General features: G+C 30.6%; 16 protein-coding genes. 13 read left to right on the plus strand and 3 right to left on the minus strand.

Annotation, left to right across the window (positions count from 1 at the left end; all coding sequences use genetic code 11):
- The 9 genes from secA (at position 1) to J2Z76_RS09000 (ending at position 12206) form a co-directional block, all read left to right on the plus strand.
- Positions 1 to 2760, plus strand: coding sequence for a preprotein translocase subunit SecA (gene secA / locus J2Z76_RS08960; RefSeq protein ID WP_209511708.1), 2760 nt, complete (start codon positions 1 to 3; stop codon positions 2758 to 2760).
- A 52-nt stretch (positions 2761 to 2812) separates the two neighbouring features.
- Positions 2813 to 3935 (plus strand): peptide chain release factor 2 gene (prfB, locus tag J2Z76_RS08965; protein ID WP_245210394.1). Its coding sequence is split into 2 segments (ribosomal slippage): positions 2813 to 2887 and positions 2889 to 3935, totalling 1122 coding nucleotides; the frame shifts between segments, so codons are not numbered across the junction.
- A gap of 88 nt (positions 3936 to 4023) precedes the next feature.
- Positions 4024 to 6309, plus strand: a complete 2286-nt coding sequence (locus J2Z76_RS08970; protein WP_209511709.1) for a Tex family protein — start codon at positions 4024 to 4026, stop codon at positions 6307 to 6309.
- Between the two features lie 42 nt (positions 6310 to 6351).
- The gene (locus tag J2Z76_RS08975; RefSeq protein WP_209511710.1) at positions 6352 to 6981 is read left to right on the plus strand and encodes an HAD-IA family hydrolase; all 630 of its coding nucleotides are present in this window, start codon (positions 6352 to 6354) and stop codon (positions 6979 to 6981) included.
- A 33-nt stretch (positions 6982 to 7014) separates the two neighbouring features.
- A complete protein-coding gene (locus J2Z76_RS08980) occupies positions 7015 to 7953 on the plus strand; it encodes a DUF4392 domain-containing protein (protein WP_209511711.1) in 939 nt (312 codons plus the stop codon).
- 297 nt (positions 7954 to 8250) lie between these two features.
- On the plus strand, positions 8251 to 9030 hold the full coding sequence (locus J2Z76_RS08985; RefSeq protein WP_209511712.1) for a short-chain-enoyl-CoA hydratase: 780 nt from the start codon (positions 8251 to 8253) through the stop codon (positions 9028 to 9030).
- Positions 9031 to 9220: 190 nt separating this feature from the next.
- Positions 9221 to 10360, plus strand: coding sequence for an acyl-CoA dehydrogenase (locus J2Z76_RS08990; protein WP_209511713.1), 1140 nt, complete (start codon positions 9221 to 9223; stop codon positions 10358 to 10360).
- A 12-nt stretch (positions 10361 to 10372) separates the two neighbouring features.
- Complete coding sequence (locus tag J2Z76_RS08995) at positions 10373 to 11155, plus strand: electron transfer flavoprotein subunit beta/FixA family protein (protein WP_209511714.1); 783 nt, start codon at positions 10373 to 10375, stop codon at positions 11153 to 11155.
- Between the two features lie 19 nt (positions 11156 to 11174).
- A complete protein-coding gene (locus J2Z76_RS09000) occupies positions 11175 to 12206 on the plus strand; it encodes an electron transfer flavoprotein subunit alpha/FixB family protein (protein WP_209511715.1) in 1032 nt (343 codons plus the stop codon).
- 69 nt (positions 12207 to 12275) lie between these two features.
- Here the strand turns inward: J2Z76_RS09000 and J2Z76_RS09005 are convergent, their stop codons facing one another.
- Positions 12276 to 12518, minus strand: a complete 243-nt coding sequence (locus J2Z76_RS09005) for an alpha/beta-type small acid-soluble spore protein (protein WP_209511716.1) — start codon at positions 12516 to 12518, stop codon at positions 12276 to 12278.
- A gap of 758 nt (positions 12519 to 13276) precedes the next feature.
- Here J2Z76_RS09005 and glmS point away from each other — a divergent pair.
- On the plus strand, positions 13277 to 15067 hold the full coding sequence (gene glmS, locus J2Z76_RS09010) for a glutamine--fructose-6-phosphate transaminase (isomerizing) (RefSeq protein WP_209511717.1): 1791 nt from the start codon (positions 13277 to 13279) through the stop codon (positions 15065 to 15067).
- Positions 15068 to 15143: 76 nt separating this feature from the next.
- Here the strand turns inward: glmS and J2Z76_RS09015 are convergent, their stop codons facing one another.
- Positions 15144 to 15530, minus strand: a complete 387-nt coding sequence (locus J2Z76_RS09015) for a rhodanese-like domain-containing protein (RefSeq protein WP_209511718.1) — start codon at positions 15528 to 15530, stop codon at positions 15144 to 15146.
- Positions 15531 to 15749: 219 nt separating this feature from the next.
- Between J2Z76_RS09015 and J2Z76_RS09020 the strand changes: the two genes are divergently transcribed.
- Entirely contained in the window at positions 15750 to 17492 is a 1743-nt protein-coding gene (locus J2Z76_RS09020) for an aminotransferase class V-fold PLP-dependent enzyme (protein WP_209511719.1), read from the plus strand.
- A 75-nt stretch (positions 17493 to 17567) separates the two neighbouring features.
- Here J2Z76_RS09020 and J2Z76_RS09025 read toward each other — a convergent pair whose 3' ends face one another.
- A complete protein-coding gene (locus J2Z76_RS09025; protein ID WP_209511720.1) occupies positions 17568 to 18590 on the minus strand; it encodes a PLP-dependent cysteine synthase family protein in 1023 nt (340 codons plus the stop codon).
- A 906-nt stretch (positions 18591 to 19496) separates the two neighbouring features.
- Here J2Z76_RS09025 and kdd point away from each other — a divergent pair.
- Together kdd and J2Z76_RS09035 are read left to right on the plus strand one after the other, a co-directional pair.
- Complete coding sequence (gene kdd / locus J2Z76_RS09030) at positions 19497 to 20534, plus strand: L-erythro-3,5-diaminohexanoate dehydrogenase (protein ID WP_209511721.1); 1038 nt, start codon at positions 19497 to 19499, stop codon at positions 20532 to 20534.
- Positions 20535 to 20673: 139 nt separating this feature from the next.
- The gene (locus J2Z76_RS09035; RefSeq protein ID WP_209511722.1) at positions 20674 to 21855 is read left to right on the plus strand and encodes a Gfo/Idh/MocA family protein; all 1182 of its coding nucleotides are present in this window, start codon (positions 20674 to 20676) and stop codon (positions 21853 to 21855) included.
- Positions 21856 to 21861: the final 6 nt, after the last annotated feature.

Raw genomic sequence — 21861 nt, forward strand, 5'->3', positions numbered from 1 at the left:
ATGAAAAATTTTTTAGAAAAAGTTTTTGGCTCGTATAGCGCAAAAGAGGTAAAAAGGATAGAACCAACTGTTGATAAAATAATAGCTTTAGATAAAACTATGCAAAGTTTATCTGACAGTGAACTTAAACAAAAAACAAATGAATTTAAGCAAAGACTTGCTAGCGGAGAAACTAAGGAAGATATATTGCCTGAGGCTTATGCCGTAGTTAGGGAAGCTGCATGGAGGGTTTTAGGACAAAAACATTATAGGGTACAATTGATTGGTGGTGTTGTTCTACATCAAGGACGTATAGCAGAAATGAGAACTGGTGAAGGAAAAACTTTAGTTTCTACATTACCAGTATATTTAAATGCATTAGAAGGTAAAGGCGTTCATGTTATAACTGTAAATGATTATCTTGCAAAGCGTGACTGTGAGTGGATGGGAAAGATCCATAATTTTCTTGGGCTCTCTGTAGGTTGTATTATTCATGGTATCTCAACAGTTGAAAGAAGAGCAAGCTATAATTGTGATATAACATATGGAACAAACAACGAGTTTGGATTTGATTACCTTAGGGATAATATGGTAATAAGAAAAGAAGAAATGGTGCAGAGGGATTTGAACTTCTGTATAATAGATGAGGTTGATAGCATATTAATAGATGAAGCTAGAACACCTCTTATAATTTCAGGAGAAGGAGAAAAAACAACAGAATTATATTCTAAAGCTGATAGTTTTGTTAAAACATTAACGGGAAAGGTTCAAGACCCAGATGAAAAAAAATCAAAAATGGATTTCATTATGGGAGATGTTGATGACGATGATACTGTAGATTTCATTGTTGATGAAAAGGGTAAAAATGTAACACTTACTGCCAGAGGTATAACAAAAGCAGAAAGTTACTTTAATGTAGAAAACTTAGCAGACCAATCAAGTATGGAAATTACTCATCATATAAATCAAGCATTAAAAGCCCATAATACGATGAAAAATGATATTGATTATATTGTTAAAGATGGCGAGATTTTAATTGTTGATGAATTTACTGGACGTTTGATGTATGGTAGAAGATATTCTAATGGGTTGCACCAAGCAATTGAAGCAAAAGAAAAACTAGAAGTTAGAAAAGAATCAAAGACACTTGCAACAATAACATTCCAAAATTATTTTAGGATGTACAAAAAGCTATCGGGTATGACTGGTACTGCTAAGACAGAAGAAGAGGAATTTAGAGAAATTTATGGTGTCGATGTAATTGAAATACCAACTAATAAAGAAGTTATAAGAAAAGATTTTCAGGATGTTGTTTATAAGTCAGAAGTTGAAAAGTACAGGGCAGTAATAAATGAAATTGTTGAAAAGCACAAAACGGGTCAGCCTATGCTTGTAGGTACAATTTCTATTGAAAAATCTGAATTAATAAGTAAAATATTAAAAAAACAAGGAATAAAGCATGAAATTTTAAATGCAAAGCAACATGAGAAGGAAGCAGAAATAGTTGCACAGGCTGGACGATTTGGTTCTGTTACTATTGCTACTAATATGGCTGGTAGAGGTACAGATATTGTTCTAGGTGGTAATCCAGAATTTCTTGCAAAGCATAAAATGAAATCAAAAGGATTTTCAGATGAACTTATAGCTATTGCAGATGGTTTTAATGAAACAGATGATGAGGAAGTTATCGAGGCTAGAAAAACATATAAAGAATATCTTGAATCTTCAAGAGCAGAGTTAAAGGATGAGCATCAAAAAGTCTTAGATGCGGGTGGAATTCACATCATAGGAACTGAGCGCCATGAATCAAGACGTATAGATAATCAGTTAAGAGGTCGTGCTGGTAGGCAGGGTGACCCAGGTTCTACAAGATTTTTTATATCGTTAGAGGACGATTTGATGAGACTTTTTGCTGGTGATAAGGTAAAAGCAATCATTAATACTCTTAAAATGCCTGAAGATGAACCTCTAGAAGCTGGCATGCTCACTAGAACAATAGAAACTGCCCAAGGAAGAGTAGAAGGAAGAAACTTTAATATAAGAAAACATGTACTTCAATATGATAATGTTATGAACAAGCAAAGAGAAGTTATTTATTCTGAGAGAAGAAGGGTGCTTCTTGGAGAAAATTTGAAGGAATATATTAAAAAAATGATTCTCGATTCAATCAACAAGGGTATAGAAATGTACACTTCAGAATTAAAGGATGCTGAGGATTGGGATATTGGAGGATATACTAAGTATATCGCTGAAACCTTCGGAATTTTGATTGGTTTTGATACTGAACATATAGATGATATTACAAGGGATAAATTAAGACAAAAAACAATTAATGCTATTGATAGACATTATGAAAGACAAGAAAATGAATTTGGATCTGAAGCATTTAGAGAGATTGAAAGAATTGTTCTTCTTAGAAATGTTGATACTAAGTGGATAGACCATATAGATGATATGGACCAACTAAGACAAGGTATTGGGTTAAGAGCACTTGGTAATGAGGACCCGGTCAGAGCATATCAGGTTGAAGGATTTGATATGTTTGAAGATATGACTGCCGCTATTTCGGAAGATACTGTTAGGATGATAATGAGAGTTAGACCACAAGAAAATATGCAGCGTAAAGAAGTAGCTAAAATAACTGGTATGAGTGGAGGGGATTTAGGTGGTGGAAAACCTCAACCTGTAGTTCATAAAGAAAAGAAAATTGGAAGAAATGATCCATGCCCATGTGGTAGTGGTAAAAAATATAAAAAATGTTGTGGAGAAAATAAACAATAAAATATTTGTGGATTTAGTGGCTATGACATTATTATACTAGGGAGTTGATAAATTGGTAGATTTGTATGAAATTACGGAAAAACTTAAAAAATTCAATGAAATATTAAATGAAGTAGGTGGTTCCCTTTGACTTGAATAAGTTAAAGGAAGAAAACTTGCTTTTAGAGTCTGAAATCCAAGAGCCTGGATTTTGGAATAATCAAGAGAATGCACAAAAAGTATCACAAAAGCTAAAAAATAATACAGATAGAATAAAAGGATTTTTAGATTTAAAATCTCAAGTAGAAGATATAGAAATATTAATTGGAATGATTGTTGAAGAAGATGATGATAGCCAATTGCCGGATTTACTTAAAGATATAAATGATGTTGAAGAAATATTAGAGGCCACAAGAATCGCAGCATTATTAAGTCAAGAGTATGATAAAAATAATGCAATTTTATCAATACATGCAGGAGCAGGTGGAACGGAAGCACAAGATTGGGCGGAAATGATATATCGCATGTATACTAGGTGGGTAGAAAGACATGGTTATAAAATGTCGGTGCTAGACATTCTTCCTGATACAGAAGCAGGATTAAAAAGTGTGACAGTATTGGTAGAAGGAGAAAATGCATATGGGTATTTAAAATCAGAAAAAGGTGTTCATAGATTAGTTAGAATATCTCCATTTGATTCTTCTAATAGAAGACACACTTCCTTTGCGTCTGTTGATATTGTACCTGAAATGGATGATGATGAAGATGTAGAAATAAATGAAGTAGATTTAAGGATTGATACTTATCGTGCAACTGGTGCTGGTGGACAGCATGTAAATACTACAGATTCTGCAATTAGGATAACTCATATTCCAACTGGAATAGTTGTTTCATGCCAAAGCGAAAGATCACAGCACAAAAATAAAGCAACAGCATTAAAACTTCTTAAATCTAAGCTTTTGGAAATAAAAGCAATAGAAAATAAAGAAAAAATTGAAGATATACAAGGTAAATATAATCAGATAGCTTGGGGCAGTCAAATTAGGTCATATGTATTCCATCCATACAATCTTGTGAAAGATCACCGAACGAACGCAGAAACAGGTAATTCGCAATCAGTCATGGATGGTAATATTGATATATTTATAAATGAATATCTAAAAATGAAATCAAGGAACGAAAACACTACAAATTAAAATGAAGTATACATTTAATATAGTAAGATGAGAATTTTTGCCATACTAAATTATATAACAAATCTAAAGAAAAAAAGGGGAGACGGTAATGGTAGATATTAACAAAATATTATGTGAAGAATTTAAAATAAAGCCATTTCAAGTGGAAAATACAGTAAAATTAATAGATGAAGGAAGTACAATACCATTTATTGCAAGATATCGTAAAGAGCAAACAGGTTCATTAGACGATATTGTTTTGAGGGATTTATATGATAGACTCATATATTTAAGAAACCTTGAATCTAGGAAAGAAGAAGTAATACGATTAATAGAAGAACAAGGTAAATTAACAGAAGAGTTAAAACAAAAAATACTAAATGCAGATGTTTTGCAGCGTGTGGAGGATTTATATAGACCATTTAAGCAGAAGAAATCTACAAGAGCATCAAAAGCAAAAGAAAAGGGTCTAGAGCCACTTGCAGAAATAATTATAGCACAAAATATAGTTGAAGGCGACTTAGAAGATATTGCAAAACCTTTTGTGGATGAAGAAAAAGGTGTAGCAAATACTAAGGACGCATATCAAGGTGCATGTGACATTATTGCAGAGAAGGTTTCAGATAATGCTGAGTATAGACAGCATATAAGGGAAATATATTTTGCAGATGGAATAATTATATCCGAAGCTGTTGATGAAAATGAAGAATCAGTTTATGAAATGTATTATAAATATGAAGAAGCTGTTAAAAATGTTGCCAATCACAGGGTCTTAGCAATTAACAGAGGAGAAAAAGAGAAAAAATTAAAGGTAAAAATAAGTACACCTGACGAAAGTATAGTAAGTTACTTAAAATCAAAGGAAATAATAAATGAAGAAGCAATAACATTGACTTATCTTATTTCTGCAATTGAAGATAGCTATAAAAGATTAATTTCGTCATCTGTAGAAAAAGAAGTTAGAAATATGCTCACAGAAAGAGCAGAAGAAGAAGCTATTAAAGTATTTGGTAAAAATACTAAAAATCTATTGATGGTTCCTCCTGTAAAGGATGTACGTGTTCTTGCCATTGACCCAAGTTTTAGAACTGGCTGCAAATTAGCAGTTATAGATGAAACTGGCAAGTTTTTAGACCATGGAGTTATCTATCCTAATGAGCCTAGAAATGAAATAGAAAAATCTCAAAAATTCTTGATGGATTGGATAAAAAAATATGATATAGATGTTATTACTATAGGAAATGGAACAGCATCTAGGGAAACAGAACAAGTAGTTTCAGATATGCTTACTAAAATAGATAAGAACGTATCTTATATTATTGTAAGCGAAGCAGGTGCATCTGTATATTCTGCTTCAAAACTAGCACAAGAAGAATATCCAGATTTAGATGTAACAGTTAGAGGAGCAATATCAATAGGTAGAAGATTACAAGACCCCCTTGCAGAACTTGTAAAAATAGATCCTAAAAGTATAGGTGTTGGTCAATATCAGCATGATGTTAATCAAGCAAAATTAGGACTTGCGTTAGATGGGGTAGTAGAGGACTCTGTTAATAATGTTGGAGTAGACTTAAATACAGCTTCAACAGCACTATTGCAATATGTATCAGGTATATCAAAAACAATTTCTAAAAATGTAGTTAAGTATAGAGAAGAAAATGGAAAATTCAAGGATAGAAAAGAATTAATAAAAGTTAAACAATTAGGAGATAAAGCCTTTGAGCAGTGTGCAGGATTTTTAAGGATTACAGATGGAAATAATCCGCTAGATAAAACAGCAGTACATCCTGAAGTCTATGAAATAGCTGAAAAATTGTTTCGAAAATTAGGGTATACACTAGAAGATGTAAAACAAGATAGATTAAAAGACATAACTGAAAGAATAATGAAAATAGAAGTAAAAGAAGATAAGAAAAATGTTAAAATAGGTAGTAAAAATACAAGGCTTAAGGGACTCGAAGCTTTATCACAATTAAATGTAAAAGAAGAGAAGAAATCATTTAAAGAAAAGTATAATGACAGAATAAAAGTTTTAGCAGAAGAATTAAATTTAGGGATACCAACGCTTACAGATATAATTGAAGAGTTGAAAAAACCTGGAAGAGATCCAAGAGATGAAATGCAAAAGCCTATATTAAGAAGTGATGTCATGAAGATGGAAGATATGGAAGTTGGTATGAAATTAAGTGGTACTGTTAGAAATGTTGTTGATTTCGGTGCATTTGTTGATATAGGAGTAAAACAAGACGGACTTGTTCACTTATCAGAAATGAGCGATAAATATATAAAAAGTCCTATGGAAGTAGTTCAGGTAGGAGACATAATAAATGTAACCATAATTAGTATAGATACCCAAAAACAAAGAATTGGTTTAAGTATGAAAAACAAAAAGTAAGGAGTCTTAAACCACATTGTATTATAAAAATAGGAGAATAAAATGATAACAACAGTAATATTTGACTTTGATGGAACTTTAGCTGATACAAATCAACTTGTTATTAATTCGTTTAAACATACATATAATGAATTTTGTATGGAATGTGATGAAGAACATGTATTGAGCACATTTGGTGAACCACTAATGGAAACAATGAATAGAGATTTTAGTGGTCATAATATAGAAGAGGTTTTAAAATGCTATAGAGATTATCAACTAAAAAGATTTAATGATGAAGTTTATCTATATGATAATGTATTGGAAACTCTAAAATCTTTACAAGAAAAAAATATTAAAATGGCGATTGTAACGTCAAGGATGAAGCAATCAACATTAGATGCTATAAAATATCTCAATATAGATTCATATTTCGATGTTGTAGTTACTGCAGATGATACAGTAAACCACAAACCACATAAAGAACCATTGTTAAAAGCTATAAATGAATTGAATAGTAGTGCTAGTGAAACTTATTATGTGGGTGATTCTAAGTTTGATATGGAGTGTGCAATAAATGCTAAGGCAATACCAGTATTAGTGGGATGGCAAAAAAACTCAGATGAATTAGCAAAAAAATATGAAGTTAAATATGTATTGAAAAATATGTTGGATTTAATTAAAATTATTTAACAAGCTGCTATAGAAAAGGTGACTAGGATAATCATGAAAACTATCTATTATAATAAATTTGATGAGTTAGATGAATTCAATAATTTAAATGTAATTAATGCGTTTGAGAAAATAGAGGAAATTATATCACTAAATCTTGAAAATAGGGGAATGGACAAAATTAAACTGGAAGGACAACTTAAATCATGTGTAATTTCATTAAATACAAGTGATACGGTTGTAATTGTAACGGGGTTTGCAATAAAATCAGCTAAAATTGGTGAAACAGATGGTCCACCAGGTGCTTTAGCATTGGCTTATGCTCTTGAAAATCTTAATAAAAAAGTAATAATTGTAACCGATAAATATTCTGAGGTTTTTTTAAGAGATGGGGTTAAAATTCTAAATTTAAATTCAGAAATTTATATATTTGAAGAAAATAAAGAAAATGAACAAGCTTCTGAGATTATAAAAAAATATAGACCAAATCATATAATTGGTATAGAACGTCCTGGTAGAAGTGTTGATAATAAATGTTATTCTATGAATGGAGACGATATAACGCTTTTTTGTTCGAATACAGATTTATTATTTATAAAAGCTAGGGATAATAATATTCCTACTTCTGCTATTGGAGATGGTGGAAATGAAGTAGGAATGGGTAAGGTTAGAGAACTTGTATCAAAGTATGTAAATAAAGGGAATTTAATATGTGCTGAAGTTGAGACGGATAATTTATTAATAGCAGGGGTTTCTAATTGGGGTGCTTATGGAATTTGTGCAGCCCTTAGCATTATAAATAATGACATGGTTATGTATGATGAAGAAACGTATGAGGAAATATCCAACGAAATGTTGAAAAAAGGCGCTGTTGATGGATGTAGCAAAAAAAACGAAGCTACTGTAGATGGCTTATCATATGAACAAAATTTAAAAGTATTTTTAAAATTGAGATTACTTTCGCAAATGAATTTCAAGTCTCTAGTTGTGTAACATAAGAAATCGCAAATATTGTAATAGTACGTATATAATCTATACCAAAATGATTAAAGAAATAAATTAAGTATTATTTTAATTAATAAAGTAATTTTTATATTAGGCAAAAGTTTGTTTATAAAATAACATATAAAAACATAAAATATTAATATAATTTATACAATCACATTGTTTATTAAATAAAAACCGATTAAAAATCTATAAAAAAATATAAATATTAATAAAAATTAATATTATATTTAAAATATAGTGATATAGTATATATGAAATAATAAATGCGAGGAGTGTTAACTTATGGAATTTAAAAATTTATTAGTCGATAAAAATGAAGGAATTTGTACTGTGAAAATCAATAATCCTAATTCCTTGAATGCTTTAAATGCAGATGTGCTTTCAGATCTTGAAATGGTTTTTGAAGATCTTGAAAATGAGGACGAAATTAGCGTGGTAATTTTAACTGGTGAAGGAAAAGCTTTTGTTGCTGGAGCGGATATTGCTTATATGAAGGATTTAAATGTTCTAGAAGGCAAAAGATTTGGTGAATATGGATCTAAAATATTTAGAAAAATTGAAACACTCAATAAAGTGGTGATTGCAGCAGTAAATGGATTTGCTCTTGGTGGAGGTTGTGAACTTTGTATGTCCTGTGATATTAGAATTGCTTCATCAAAAGCTAAATTTGGGCAGCCAGAGGTTGGACTTGGTATAACACCTGGATTTTCAGGCACTCAGAGACTACCGAGGTTAGTTGGTGTTGGAAAGGCTAAAGAATTAATATATACAGGCAATATAATTAAGGCTGATGAAGCATATAACATTGGTCTTGTCAATAAAGTTGTAGAGCCAGAAGAGCTTATGAATGAAGCTTATGCTATGGCGAAAAAAATCAGTTCAAATGCAAGAATAGCTGTTAAATATTGCAAAGAATCAATTAACAAGGGTATAGAAACTGACATAGAAACAGGTATATCATATGAATCAAATTTATTTGGCTTGTGCTTTGCTTCTGAAGATCAAAAAGAAGGAATGGCAGCCTTTATAGAAAAAAGAAGTTCAAATTTCAAGGGAAAATAGAAGAAAATTGTAGAAAAATAAAAAAATATAAATTATGCTTGATATTTTATATACAAGTGTTATATAATATAGTGGGTTAAGAAATGATTTTTCGGGTTTAAAATTGTTTATTATTTAACAAACGGCAAAAATAGAAAAGATTTCTATAGTGACGGAATGAATATGTCAAAAAATAATAGGAGTGATAATGATGAATTTTCAATTAAGTAAAGAACATGAAATGGCAAGACAGTTGTTCAGAACATTTGCTATTGAAGAAGTAAAACCATTAGCTCAGGAAGTTGATGAAGAGGAAAGATTCCCTACTGAAACAGTAGAGAAGTTTAAGCAGTTTGGGTTTTTAGGAATTCCTTTTTCAAAGGAATTTAAGGGACAAGGTTGTGATATATTAACATATATCATGGCTGTTGAAGAAATGTCTAAAGTTTGTGGTACTACAGGTGTTATTTTATCCGCACATACATCATTGTGTGGTTCTCCTATAAACGAATTTGGTACTCAAGAACAAAAAGAAAAATATCTAACAAGAGTTGCATCAGGAGAAGCAATAGGAGCGTTTGGATTGACAGAGGCAGGAGCAGGAACGGATGCAGCTGGACAACAAACAAAAGCAGTATTAGATGGTGACAATTATATAATTAATGGAAATAAAATTTTCATTACAAATGCTGATTATGCAGATGTATTTATTGTAATGGCAATGACAGATAAATCTAAAGGAACAAGAGGTATATCAGCATTTATAGTTGATAGAAAGTTCCCAGGTTTTACTGTAGGTAAAAAAGAGTTAAAAATGGGTATTAGAGGTTCTGCAACTAGCGAACTAATATTCCAAGATTGTGTAGTTCCAAAAGAAAATCTTCTTGGCAAAGAAGGACAAGGTTTTAAAATCGCTATGAAAACTCTTGACGGTGGTAGAATTGGTATCGCTGCTCAAGCTTTAGGTATAGCTCAAGGTGCGATAGATGAAACTGTTAAATATACAAAAGAAAGAAAACAATTTGGTAGATCAATATCTAAATTCCAAAATACTCAATTCCAATTAGCTGATATGCAAGCAAAAGTTGATGCAGCTAGATTGTTAGTTTATAGAGCAGCATGCAATAAGGACAATAAACTTCCATATAGTGTAGAAGCAGCTATGGCTAAATTGTTTGCAGCTGAAACTGCAATGGAAGTTACTACTAAGGCAGTTCAGTTACATGGTGGATATGGATATACTAGAGATTATCCTGTTGAACGAATGATGAGAGACGCAAAAATAACTGAAATCTACGAAGGAACTTCAGAAGTTCAAAGAATGGTAATCAGTGCAAATATGTTGAAATAGGAGGGAATAACGTTGAATATAGTAGTATGTATAAAACAAGTACCTGATACAACAGAGGTTAAGCTTGATCCAAAAACAGGTACATTAATTAGAGATGGTGTTCCAAGCATTATAAATCCAGACGATAAAGCAGGATTAGAGGCAGCTTTAAGGTTAAAAGATGAAAAGGGTGCGCATGTAACTGTAGTATCAATGGGACCACCTCAAGCAGATTTAGCACTTCGTGAAGCTTTATCTATGGGAGCAGACGAAGCAATACTAGTAACAGATAGAGCGTTTGGTGGAGCTGATACATGGGCAACTTCTTCAACACTAGCAGCTGCATTAAATAAACTTGATTATGATTTAATAGTAACAGGAAGACAAGCAATAGATGGCGATACAGCACAGGTTGGACCTCAGATAGCTGAGCATTTAAAATTACCAAATATCAGCTATGCTGAAGAAATTAAAGTTGATGGTGATACAATTGTTGTAAAAAGACAATATGAAGATAGATATGACTTATTAAAAGCTAAATTACCTATATTAATAACAGCTCTTGCTGAATTAAATAAACCTAGATATATGAAACCGGGATTAATCTTTGATGCATATAGAGAAAAAGAAGTTAAAATTTGGACATTAAAAGATTTAGACGTAGATATGAGCAATATTGGTTTGAAAGGTTCTCCTACTAAAGTTAAAAAGTCATTTACAAAAGGCGCTAAACAAGCAGGAAAAGTTTATAACGTAGATCCTCAAGAATCAGCCGAAATCATAGTAAATAAAATGAAAGAAAAATTCATATTATAGTTAGAGGGAGGAAGCAGTAATGAATTTATCAGAATACAAAGGTATTTTTGTTTTCGCAGAACAAAGAGACCGTAAAGTACAAAAAGTAGCCCTTGAACTAATTGGTAAGGGAAAAGAGCTTGCAAAGGATTTACAAACTACAGTAACAGCAGTGTTACTTGGAAAAGATATGCTTGATGAAGCAAAAAAATTAAATTATGCAGGTGCAGACAAAGTAATATATATTGATGATGATGCACTTGATGTATATATGACAGAGCCATATGTTCATGCATTACACACTGTAGTTATGGATAAAAAACCTGAAATAGTACTTTTTGGAGCTTCTGCAATAGGAAGAGATTTAGCTCCTAGGGTTTCAGCTAGAGTTCATACTGGATTAACTGCAGACTGCACTAGTTTGGATATAGCACAAGATGATGATGACAAAGAAAAATTAAATCTTATGATGACTAGACCAGCATTTGGTGGAAATATAATGGCTACTATAGCATGCCCTAACTTTAGACCTCAAATGGCAACAGTTAGACCAGGTGTTATGAAAGAAGCTGAATATACAGAAAATAATAAAGTAAATATTGAAGAATATAAAGTAAATATGCCAGCAGGCTGCAAAAATGTTGAAATATTAGATACAATAAAAATAATTCAAGAAAAAATGAATATAGAAGATGCTAATGTTCTTGTTTCAGGCGGAAGAGGAATGAGAGGACCTGAAAATTATCCAATACTAGAAGAATTGGCAGATTTACTTGGTGGAACAATTTCTGCATCAAGAGCAGCAGTTGATGCTGGTTGGGTTCCTAAAGATAGACAAGTTGGACAAACAGGAAAAACTGTTAGACCAAATTTATATATTGCATGTGGTATTTCGGGCGCTATTCAGCATTTAGCTGGAATGGAAGAATCTGATTATATTATAGCAATCAATAAAGATGAATATGCACCTATTTTTGAAGTTGCTGATGTTGGAATAGTGGGAGATATATTTAAAGTAGTTCCTGCACTAATCGAAGAACTTAAAAAAGAAGGAAGAGTAGTAAATAAATAATATATATAAAAAATCCGGACTATAAAATCCGGATTTTTTTATGTTTATTCAATTTTATTTTCTGCTAATTTATTTCATACTTCCGTTCATTCCAGAACTACCGCTCATTTGTCTTTGAGCCATTTCAACTAATCTCTTAGTCATGTATCCGCCTACGTAACCATTTTGTCTTGCTGTTAAGTTACCTTTATCCACTTGTTCATAATTTGATAAACCAAGTTCATTTGCTATTTCTGCTTTCATTTGGTTCAATGCTTGTTTTGCCTCAGGAACTACTATATTGTTGCTGCCGCTGTTATTTGAGTTTGCCATTAATATTCACTCCTTTCTTTCTCTAAGATGTTATTATTATTGTCTTTTGAAAATTATTTAATCATGTAAGTTATAGATTTATTGGCAATTAATTCTGATTTCATTTTAATGTACATAGCCAATAATTTAGAAAGTTTTATATATAGTTGGTAAACTATATGTTACTTTGCTAATATATTATATACACAGATTAAATTTTCAACTAGAAAATCTTTACTGACTTTCTATAAGCTTATTATGTGTTTAGATTATGAAATAATACATGGCAAATTTATCAACAATAGGATATGGATAACAAATATTAAAAAATATTTGACGCAATAATGAAAAATTGATGTACTTATTGCGTTTATTGTGGTAAAATTAAAAATGATGTAACTAATTTTTAATAACTACATAAATTAGTACTGAACTATAATAAGGAGGTTAAAATAAAGAAACTTGCTAAGACAATAATATTATAGCGCCAGAACTTATATTCATATAAGTTGACGAGGACAGAGTTATCGAAAATTCGGCGGATGCTCTGCGGTGTAGCTTCATCGATAAGGTTTTTACAAAAATAGTGGGAGACTACTATAATAAAATAAAACTTACAAGCTTTCATATCTTTTTAATGAAATAACATTTCTGTCTAGTTTAAGTTTCCCAATAATATGAATAAAATTAGTTATTAATTTTTAATGCTTGAAAAAAAATATATTTTCAAGTTAGTTTGTTTTGAAAAAAATAAAAATTTAGAATGGAGAGCTTAAATTATGTGTGGAATAGTAGGTTATATAGGATTTGATGATGTAAAGGAAATTATCCTTGGAGGTCTTGAAAAATTAGAATATAGAGGATATGATTCAGCAGGAATAGCGATAGTTAATAATAACCAAGTTTATGTTTGTAAAGAAAAAGGTCGTATTGCAAAACTTAGAGATTGTTTAGACAAAAATGTAACAGGAACAATAGGTATAGGTCACACAAGGTGGGCGACACATGGTGAACCAAATAAAATTAATTCACATCCTCATCAAAGTAGTTCAATGAGGTTTACTCTTGTTCATAATGGCATAATAGAAAATGAAAATGAATTAAGGAAAAAATATCTTAATGGAACTAATTTCACAAGCGATACAGATACAGAAGTTATAGTACAATTAATAGAGAAGTTTGTAAATGATGGTGAATCGGTAGAGTTGGCAATAAGGCATACTATGAGTGAACTTGAAGGCTCATATGCACTTGCTATACTTGATAGAGAAGATATGGGAACACTATATGCTGCTAAAAATAAAACTCCTCTATTAGCTGGAAGGGGTTCGGGATTTAATATGATAGGAAGCGATGCTATGGCTATGATAAACCATACAAACAGCTTTTATGAAATTGAAGATAAAGAGTTTTTAAAAATAACTAAAGATAGTATAGAAATATATAGCATATACGGAAATCAAGTTATGAGGGAGCCATATATAGCTGATATAGATGCTTCAGATACAGAAAAAGGAACTTATTCTCATTATATGATGAAAGAAATTGAAGAACAACCATTTGTTATTAGAAAAATAATGTCAGAGTATTCTGATGAAAAAGGACAAATGTGTATGGATTCTTCCATTATAGATAATGTAAGAAATTGTGATAAATTATATATAATAGCATGTGGAACTAGTTATCATGCAGGTCTAATTGGAAAGCAATTTTTTGAAAAAATATCAGATAAACCAACAGAAGTTGTAATAGCAAGCGAGTTTATATATAATATGCCACTATTAACTAAAAATCCTCTATTTATGTTTATCTCACAAAGTGGAGAAACTGCAGATTGCAGAGCAGTATTAGTAAAAGTTAAAGAAATGGGTTACAGAACATTGACTTTAACAAATGTAAAAGGTTCAACTCTTTCGAGGGAATCCGATAATACATTGTTATTGTATGCAGGACCAGAAATTGCTGTAGCTTCAACGAAGGCATATACTGCACAAATAGCAGTTCTTTCAATACTTTCGTCACTTGTTAATAATAAAATTAATATAAATATATTTAAAGAGTTAAGTAAAATTGCATATACTATGGAAACTCTTTGCGATGATAAAGAAAATTATAAAGAATTAGCAGAAAAGTATCTGGTGAATAGTAGAAATTGCTTTTACATTGGAAGAAGTATGGATTACTTTGTTTGCCTAGAGGCATCACTTAAATTAAAAGAAATTTCATATATCCAAACAGAAGGTTTCGCTGCTGGAGAATTAAAACATGGAACAATAGCGTTAATAGAACAAAATACACCAGTTATAGCAGTGATTACACAAGAGTGCATTAATCTAAATACAAGAAGTAACATAAAGGAAGTAAAAGCAAGAGGTGCTGCTACAATGGTAATTTCTATGAGAAGCCTAAGTCAGGAAACTGATGAAATTGTAATTGATGATATAAATGAATTGTTAGCACCATTAGCAACAATAATACCAACACAATATTTAGCATACTATGCTGCCCTGTTAAAAAACTGTGATATAGATAAACCAAGAAATTTGGCAAAATCGGTAACAGTAGAGTAAAAATAAACAAATGCGCTGGTAATTAAAACTAGCGCATTTGTTAATGTGTATCTCTATACAAGAGAAAATATTATATTCAGGTAGAACATGCAGCTTCAATTGGCATAGAGTTTTTCAACCAACCGTTTACCATTCCGCCCATAAGAGAGCAAGCATCATATCCTAATAATTTAAGTATACCTACAACTTGACCTGCAGTTTGACCCGTATAGCAAACAACAATTATTTTCTTATCCTTAGGCAAAATATCTTCCTCTATAAACTCAAATACTTCGTTCCACTCACAATGAATCGAACCTTCTATAAAATTTTTAGCAAAATCATCTTTTTTTCTAATGTCCAGTATAAATAAATCTTCCTTTGCACCTATACTTTTGTATAAATTTTGACAATCAATTAGATTATTGCATCCGTTTTTTAAATCATCGAAATACTTTTTAGCCGAATCTAAAGTAGTAATCATAATAAAACCTCCTCATTTGTTATTATTTTATTTTATTATTATAGCACATATTATAAAATAAAATAATATATATTGTTAATTTTATTTCAATTGTTCTCAATCATATTAAATGTTTTAAAATGTAAAAAATTTTATTAAAGAATAATAACAAGTATCTATGAAACAATATTTGTGAATGATAATTAATAAAAGAAAGAAATAAATAGGAAGGAAGTTTTTATGGGAATTTCATTTGAAATGCTTCGAAATGAATTAGTAGGAAAAGACTACAAGTTTGAAACACCTTATGGAACTAGAGTTTTGACTTATGCAGATTTTACAGCTTCAGGAAGAGTATTAAATTTTATAGAAAAATATTTACTTGAAATTTATAAATGTTATGCTAATACACATACTCAAGATGACATGACTGGGGATGTAATGACTAATTTATTACATAAATCTGAAATTATTATTAAAAAACATTTAAATGCTGAAGAAAACTGTTATTTGATTCCATCAGGAACTGGAGCAACTGGAGCAATTGAAAGATTTGCTAAAATTATTGGAATATACATTTCTCCCGCAACTAAAATGAAAATAGATGATATAATAAAAAGTTACATAAAATGTGATAAATGTATTGATGATATTATAAATGAATCAAATGAATCATTGCAATATTTACCTGTAGTATTTATAGGGCCATATGAACATCATTCAAATATACTTATATGGAAAGAAGGAATTGCAGAGTTAGTTGAGATAGGATTAAGTAAAGATGGTTCTATAGATTTAGATGAATTAAAAAGAAAAATTTCAGATGAAAAATATAAAAATAGATTAAAGGTAGGTTCTTTTTCTGCAGCTTCAAATGTAACCGGAATAATTACACCTGTGTTTGAAATCGCAGAGATTTTACATGAGAATAATGCATTAGCATGCTTTGACTTTGCTGCATGTGCTCCTTATTTAGAAATCGACATGAATTATGGTGTTAATTCATACTTTGATGCAGTTTACTTAGCACCACATAAATTTTTAGGAGGCCCAGGGACATCTGGATTACTTGTAATTAATAAAAAATTATATGATAAAACAATTCCGCCGACAGTTCCTGGGGGAGGAACTGTTAATTATGTAAGTTCTATTGCACATGATTATATAAAAAATGTCGAAGAAAGAGAAATGGCGGGAACACCTGGAATAATACAAATTATAAAAGCAGCTTTAGCTATTGAACTTAAAGATTTAGTTGGAACAGATAATATAATGTCAAAGGAAAAGTATTATACTAAAAAAGTAATTAACAGATTAAAAGAAAATTCAAATATAGAAATTCTTGGCCCATTAGATGAAAATATTAGATTGCCCATAATTTCTATTAAAATTAAACATAATAATAAATATATTCATCCCAAATATGTTGCTAAACTAATAAATGATTTATTTGGAATTCAGACTAGAGCAGGTTGTTCATGTGCTGCACCTTATGGACATAGGCTACTTGATATTAGTGATGAAACATCAAAAATTTTCAGGCAATTTGTAGATGACGGTATTTCATCTGTAAAACCGGGGTGGCTTAGATTTAGCATTCATTACATTATGAGTGAAGAAGAAGTAGAATTTATATGTCGTGCTATTGAGTTTATAGCTGAATTTGGATATCTATTTCTTTATGATTATGTTTTGGATATTAAAACGGGGAAATGGCGACATAAAGATTATGACAAAAAATCAAGTATTATAGAAAACTTTGGTATAAAAGAAAGTGTAAGATATATATATGACGCAAATAATAAAGGTTTTGATAACCAAGAAATATCTTTAGTTGAAGAATATAATAAATATATAGAAGAAGCAAAAAAATATGTTGAACAACTAAAAGGAAAATCAAACATTAAGCTTAAATATTTGGAGGAAGAAAAATATAATGGTCAAGGTTGGTTTTACTTTGTAAATTTAGAAAATAATAAATAAAAAATAACAAGCATCTAATTAACATGAAAATTAGATGCTATCTTTATTTAATTGTATATGCATAACTAATATGCATTATTTGACGGCCGTTAATCCAATTAACTCAATATCTTTAGATATGTGGTCAGTTTTTATAGGTTGTTCATTCATGAGGTCTGTGGATAAATATTTTTTATTATCATCAGCAAATACAGTAACAATAACTGCATCTTTGTTATTAAGAATATCTTGAGCCTTTATTGCACCTACAAAGTTCGCACCAGAAGAAATACCAACTCCTAAACCTAAAACACTGGAGAGCTTTCTTGCCATGTTGATTGCATCGCCATCGTCAACCATAATAATTTCGTTAAGTTGATTTAGCTTAACAATTTCAGGGATAAATTCATCTCCAATTCCAGCAATTCTATGAGGGCCAAATATTTTACCACCAGAAGCCATTATTGGCGAATTAGCTGGATCAAGTGGAAATGCCTTGCATTTCGGATAAACTTCTTGAACGGCCTTTTTTATTCCCATGAGTGTACCGCCAGTACCAATACCTGCAACTATACCATCTGGAGTTTTTCCTAATTTATTCAATTGATTTAAAATTTCTTTGCCTGTTGTTTTGTAATGAGCATCTACATTTGCAGGGTTGGAAAATTGATGAGGTAAAAATGCGCCATTTTTTAATCCTATTTCATCTGCTAGCTTAATAGAACCTACGAAACCACCTTCTTTTTTTGAAACACAATGAATTGTTGCTCCAAAACTTTCAATTAAATTTATACGTTCTTTACACATCCAATCTGGTATAAAAATTGTAACAGGATTACCTAAGTATGAACCAATAGCAGAAAATGATATTCCAGTATTGCCGCTTGTCGCTTCAGAGATATGATCACCTTCTTTAATCAAACCTGTTACATATGATTGTTTCATTATATGGTAAGCAATTCTGTCTTTGATACTTCCTGTAAAATTGTAATATTCTGCTTTTGCATAGACTTTTCTGTATTCACCTTTGTATCTTATAGATATTTCAAGCATTGGAGTATCACCTATCATTGCAGACAAACCTTCAAATTTTTTTAATATTTTATTACTCGTAGTCATAATAACCCACCTCCTGAATATTAATCTATATTTTAATATTTGATATTTTCATTTTTAAAAGAGCTTAAAGTAATATTATTAGAAAGATAAATATTTTTATACTTTATAGTATATAATGCTTATCTTTCTGATTTAGTTCAAAAATAAATACCGTTAAAATAAAAACCCAACGAGTTTATAATATAGGGAATTTAAAATCAATATATAATCATAGTACTTGATATATAGTATATAGAAGCAACTTTAAACAATTATCTTAATGAATAATATTCAAAAAATATAATATAAAAAACCCATGAAAAGGATCGTATAGCCATGAAAAGTACTTTTATTTTTATGATTTCAAGAAAAAATGCATCTAGACGTTGAAATTGCTTATGTTCATTCTGAAAAATGAAATTACAATTATTTATGCATTTGTGTTGTATTATTATAAGTTGTAGATACTTTTGATATAATAAAAATAGAGTTTGGAGCATGGGCAACAATCTTTGGTTTAGTTTAGTATAAAGAACGCGCCTAAAATTAAGCACACAATGCCTAAAATTAGGCATAAGTTATTTTTTTTATTATAAGATAGTTATATTGTATCAGTTTTAGTACATTATAACTATTTTTAAAATTATATAAATAAATTTTATAAAGAGTATTATCTAAGGTTAAAATATTAATAGTGGTAGTAAATACGTGCTTAATGTTTGGCACGTAATAATTTCTGATAGTTGTGATATATCTGTAAATGCTGAAAAATAAATATTAATATGCAATTTTGATATGTTGGCACAAAAATTGCAATGTATTTGTTGAGTTTTAATAATTAATTGGAGTAATAATTAGATGAATATAATTATATTTTCTGCAAGTATGTTAATAGAACTTATAAAATAAACTTAGGAGGTAACAAAAATGAGAAGAGGAAATCTATACGGAACACACAGAGTAATAGAACCAAAAGGAATTTTGCCACAACCAGCTACTAAAATTGACAATAATATGGAAATATATGACAATGAAATACTTATAGATGTTCAGACATTAAATATTGATTCAGCAAGCTTCACTCAAATTCATGATCAAGCAGCAGGTAACGTAGAAAAAATTAAGGAAATAATGATGGGAATTGTTCTGGAAAGAGGAAAACATCAAAATCCAGTTACAGGTTCTGGAGGAATGCTTATAGGGACTGTTGAAAAAATAGGGCATGCTCTTGAAGGGAAAATAGATTTAAAGGTAGGGGACAAAATTGCAACATTGGTATCATTATCTTTGACTCCTTTAAGGATAGATGAGATAGGGGCTGTAAGAGAAGATATTGATCAAGTTGATATAAAAGGAAAAGCAATATTATTTGAAAGTGGAATTTATGCAAAATTGCCTACAGATATACCAGGAAACCTTGCTTTGTCGGTGTTAGATGTAGCAGGGGCACCAGCTCAGACGGCTAAACTTGTTAAAGAAGGAGATACTGTTTTAATAATTGGTGGTGCGGGTAAATCGGGAATACTTTGTTTATATGAAGCAAAGAAAATTGCAGGACCTAAAGGTAAGGTCATATGTTTTGATTATAGCAAAGAGACTCTAGAATTAGTTAAAGGACTTGGGGTAGCAGATATTTTTATGCAAGGTGATGCTACTAATGCAGTAGATGTATATAATCAAGTTATGGAAGCTACAGATGGAAAACTTTGTGACTTAGTTATAAGTAATGTAAGTAGACCAAATTGTGAATTGGGAGCTATACTTTCAACCAAGGATTCAGGAACGGTTTATTTTTTCAGTATGGCTACGAGTTTTACACAAGCTGCCTTAGGAGCAGAGGGTGTTGGCAAGGATATAACCATGTTGATAGGAAATGGATATACTAGAGGTCATGCTGAGGTTGCGCTACAAATTATAAGAGAAAGTAAAACATTAAGAGATTTCTATACAAAAATGTACGCATAATAATATGTTTTAATTCAGAAGCGCAAAGTATGCAAAGTATAGAAAAAATTAATACATTATATAAATATTAAGCATTTGTTTTTACTATATTTATGTATTATAATTTAAATACATAGAATGTTAAGGAGGATGTTTATATATGAAGCAAGTGAAACCTGTATGTGTTGGTTTAGTTGGTAGTGGATATGCTGCTTATTTACATGGAAATGGATATGAAAAGGTAAGTGGTGTTCCTGTTAGACTTAAGACAGTTGTTGATATTGACTTAGCTAAGGCTGAACAAGTGAAAGCTAGATATGGATTTGAACAAGCAATTACAAGTTTTGAGGAATTATTGAATGATCCTGAAATAGATGTAGTAGATATAGTAACACCACCATCTTTACATCCAATTATGATAGAAAAGACTTTAGCTGCTGGTAAGCACGTTATATGTGAAAAGCCTTTAACTGGATATTTCGGTCAGGATGGTGATGTTTCGCCAATTGGTAAGAATGTTCCTAAATCAAAAATGTATGAAGAAGTATTAAAATCAATGGATGAGCTAAAAAAAATAGTTGATGCAAGTGATAAAAAATTCTTATATGCTGAAAATTATGTGTATTCAACCCCTATCAGAAAAGCAGCAGAAATAATTTCTGCGAGAAAAAGTAAAATTCTATTTTTAAAAGGTGAAGAGAGCTTAAAAGGTTCAAGTTCTCCTGTTGCTGGAGAGTGGAAGGGAACAGGTGGAGGAACACTCGTAAGAGCTGGGTGCCATCCTCTTTCAGGAGTGTTATGGTTAAAACAACAAGAAGCAATTGCTAGAGGTGAAGAAATAACTATAAAAAGTGTTATGGCAGATACAGGTGTAGCTACAAGTTGTTTAACTGAATATGAACACAGACATATCAGTGCACAACCAAATGATGTGGAGGATTTTGCAACAGTGACCATTACTTTTTCTGATGGAACCAAAGCATTAGTAATATCTACAGATACTGTTTTGGGTGGAACTAAAAATTATGTTGAAATATATTGCAATGATAATGCCTTAATGTGTAACATAACACCAACTGATATATTAAACACTTATTTTTTAGATGAAGAAGGTATGGATGATGTTGTAATTTCTGAAATGCTACCTGCTAAATTAGGTTGGAACAAAGCATTTGTGTCAGATGAGGTAATTAGAGGATATATGGGTGAATTGCAGGATTTTGTTGAAACAATTGCTTATGATAAAAAACCATCCTCAGATTTTGACTTGGCATATAAAACTATAAAGGTAATTTATGCAGCATATTTGTCAGCTGAAGAAGGAAGAAGGGTAACATTTTAATTACAA

Origin of the sequence: Sedimentibacter acidaminivorans, from assembly GCF_017873955.1 — a bacterium.
In the GTDB taxonomy this organism is placed as follows: Bacteria; Bacillota; Clostridia; order Tissierellales; family Sedimentibacteraceae; genus Sedimentibacter; species Sedimentibacter acidaminivorans.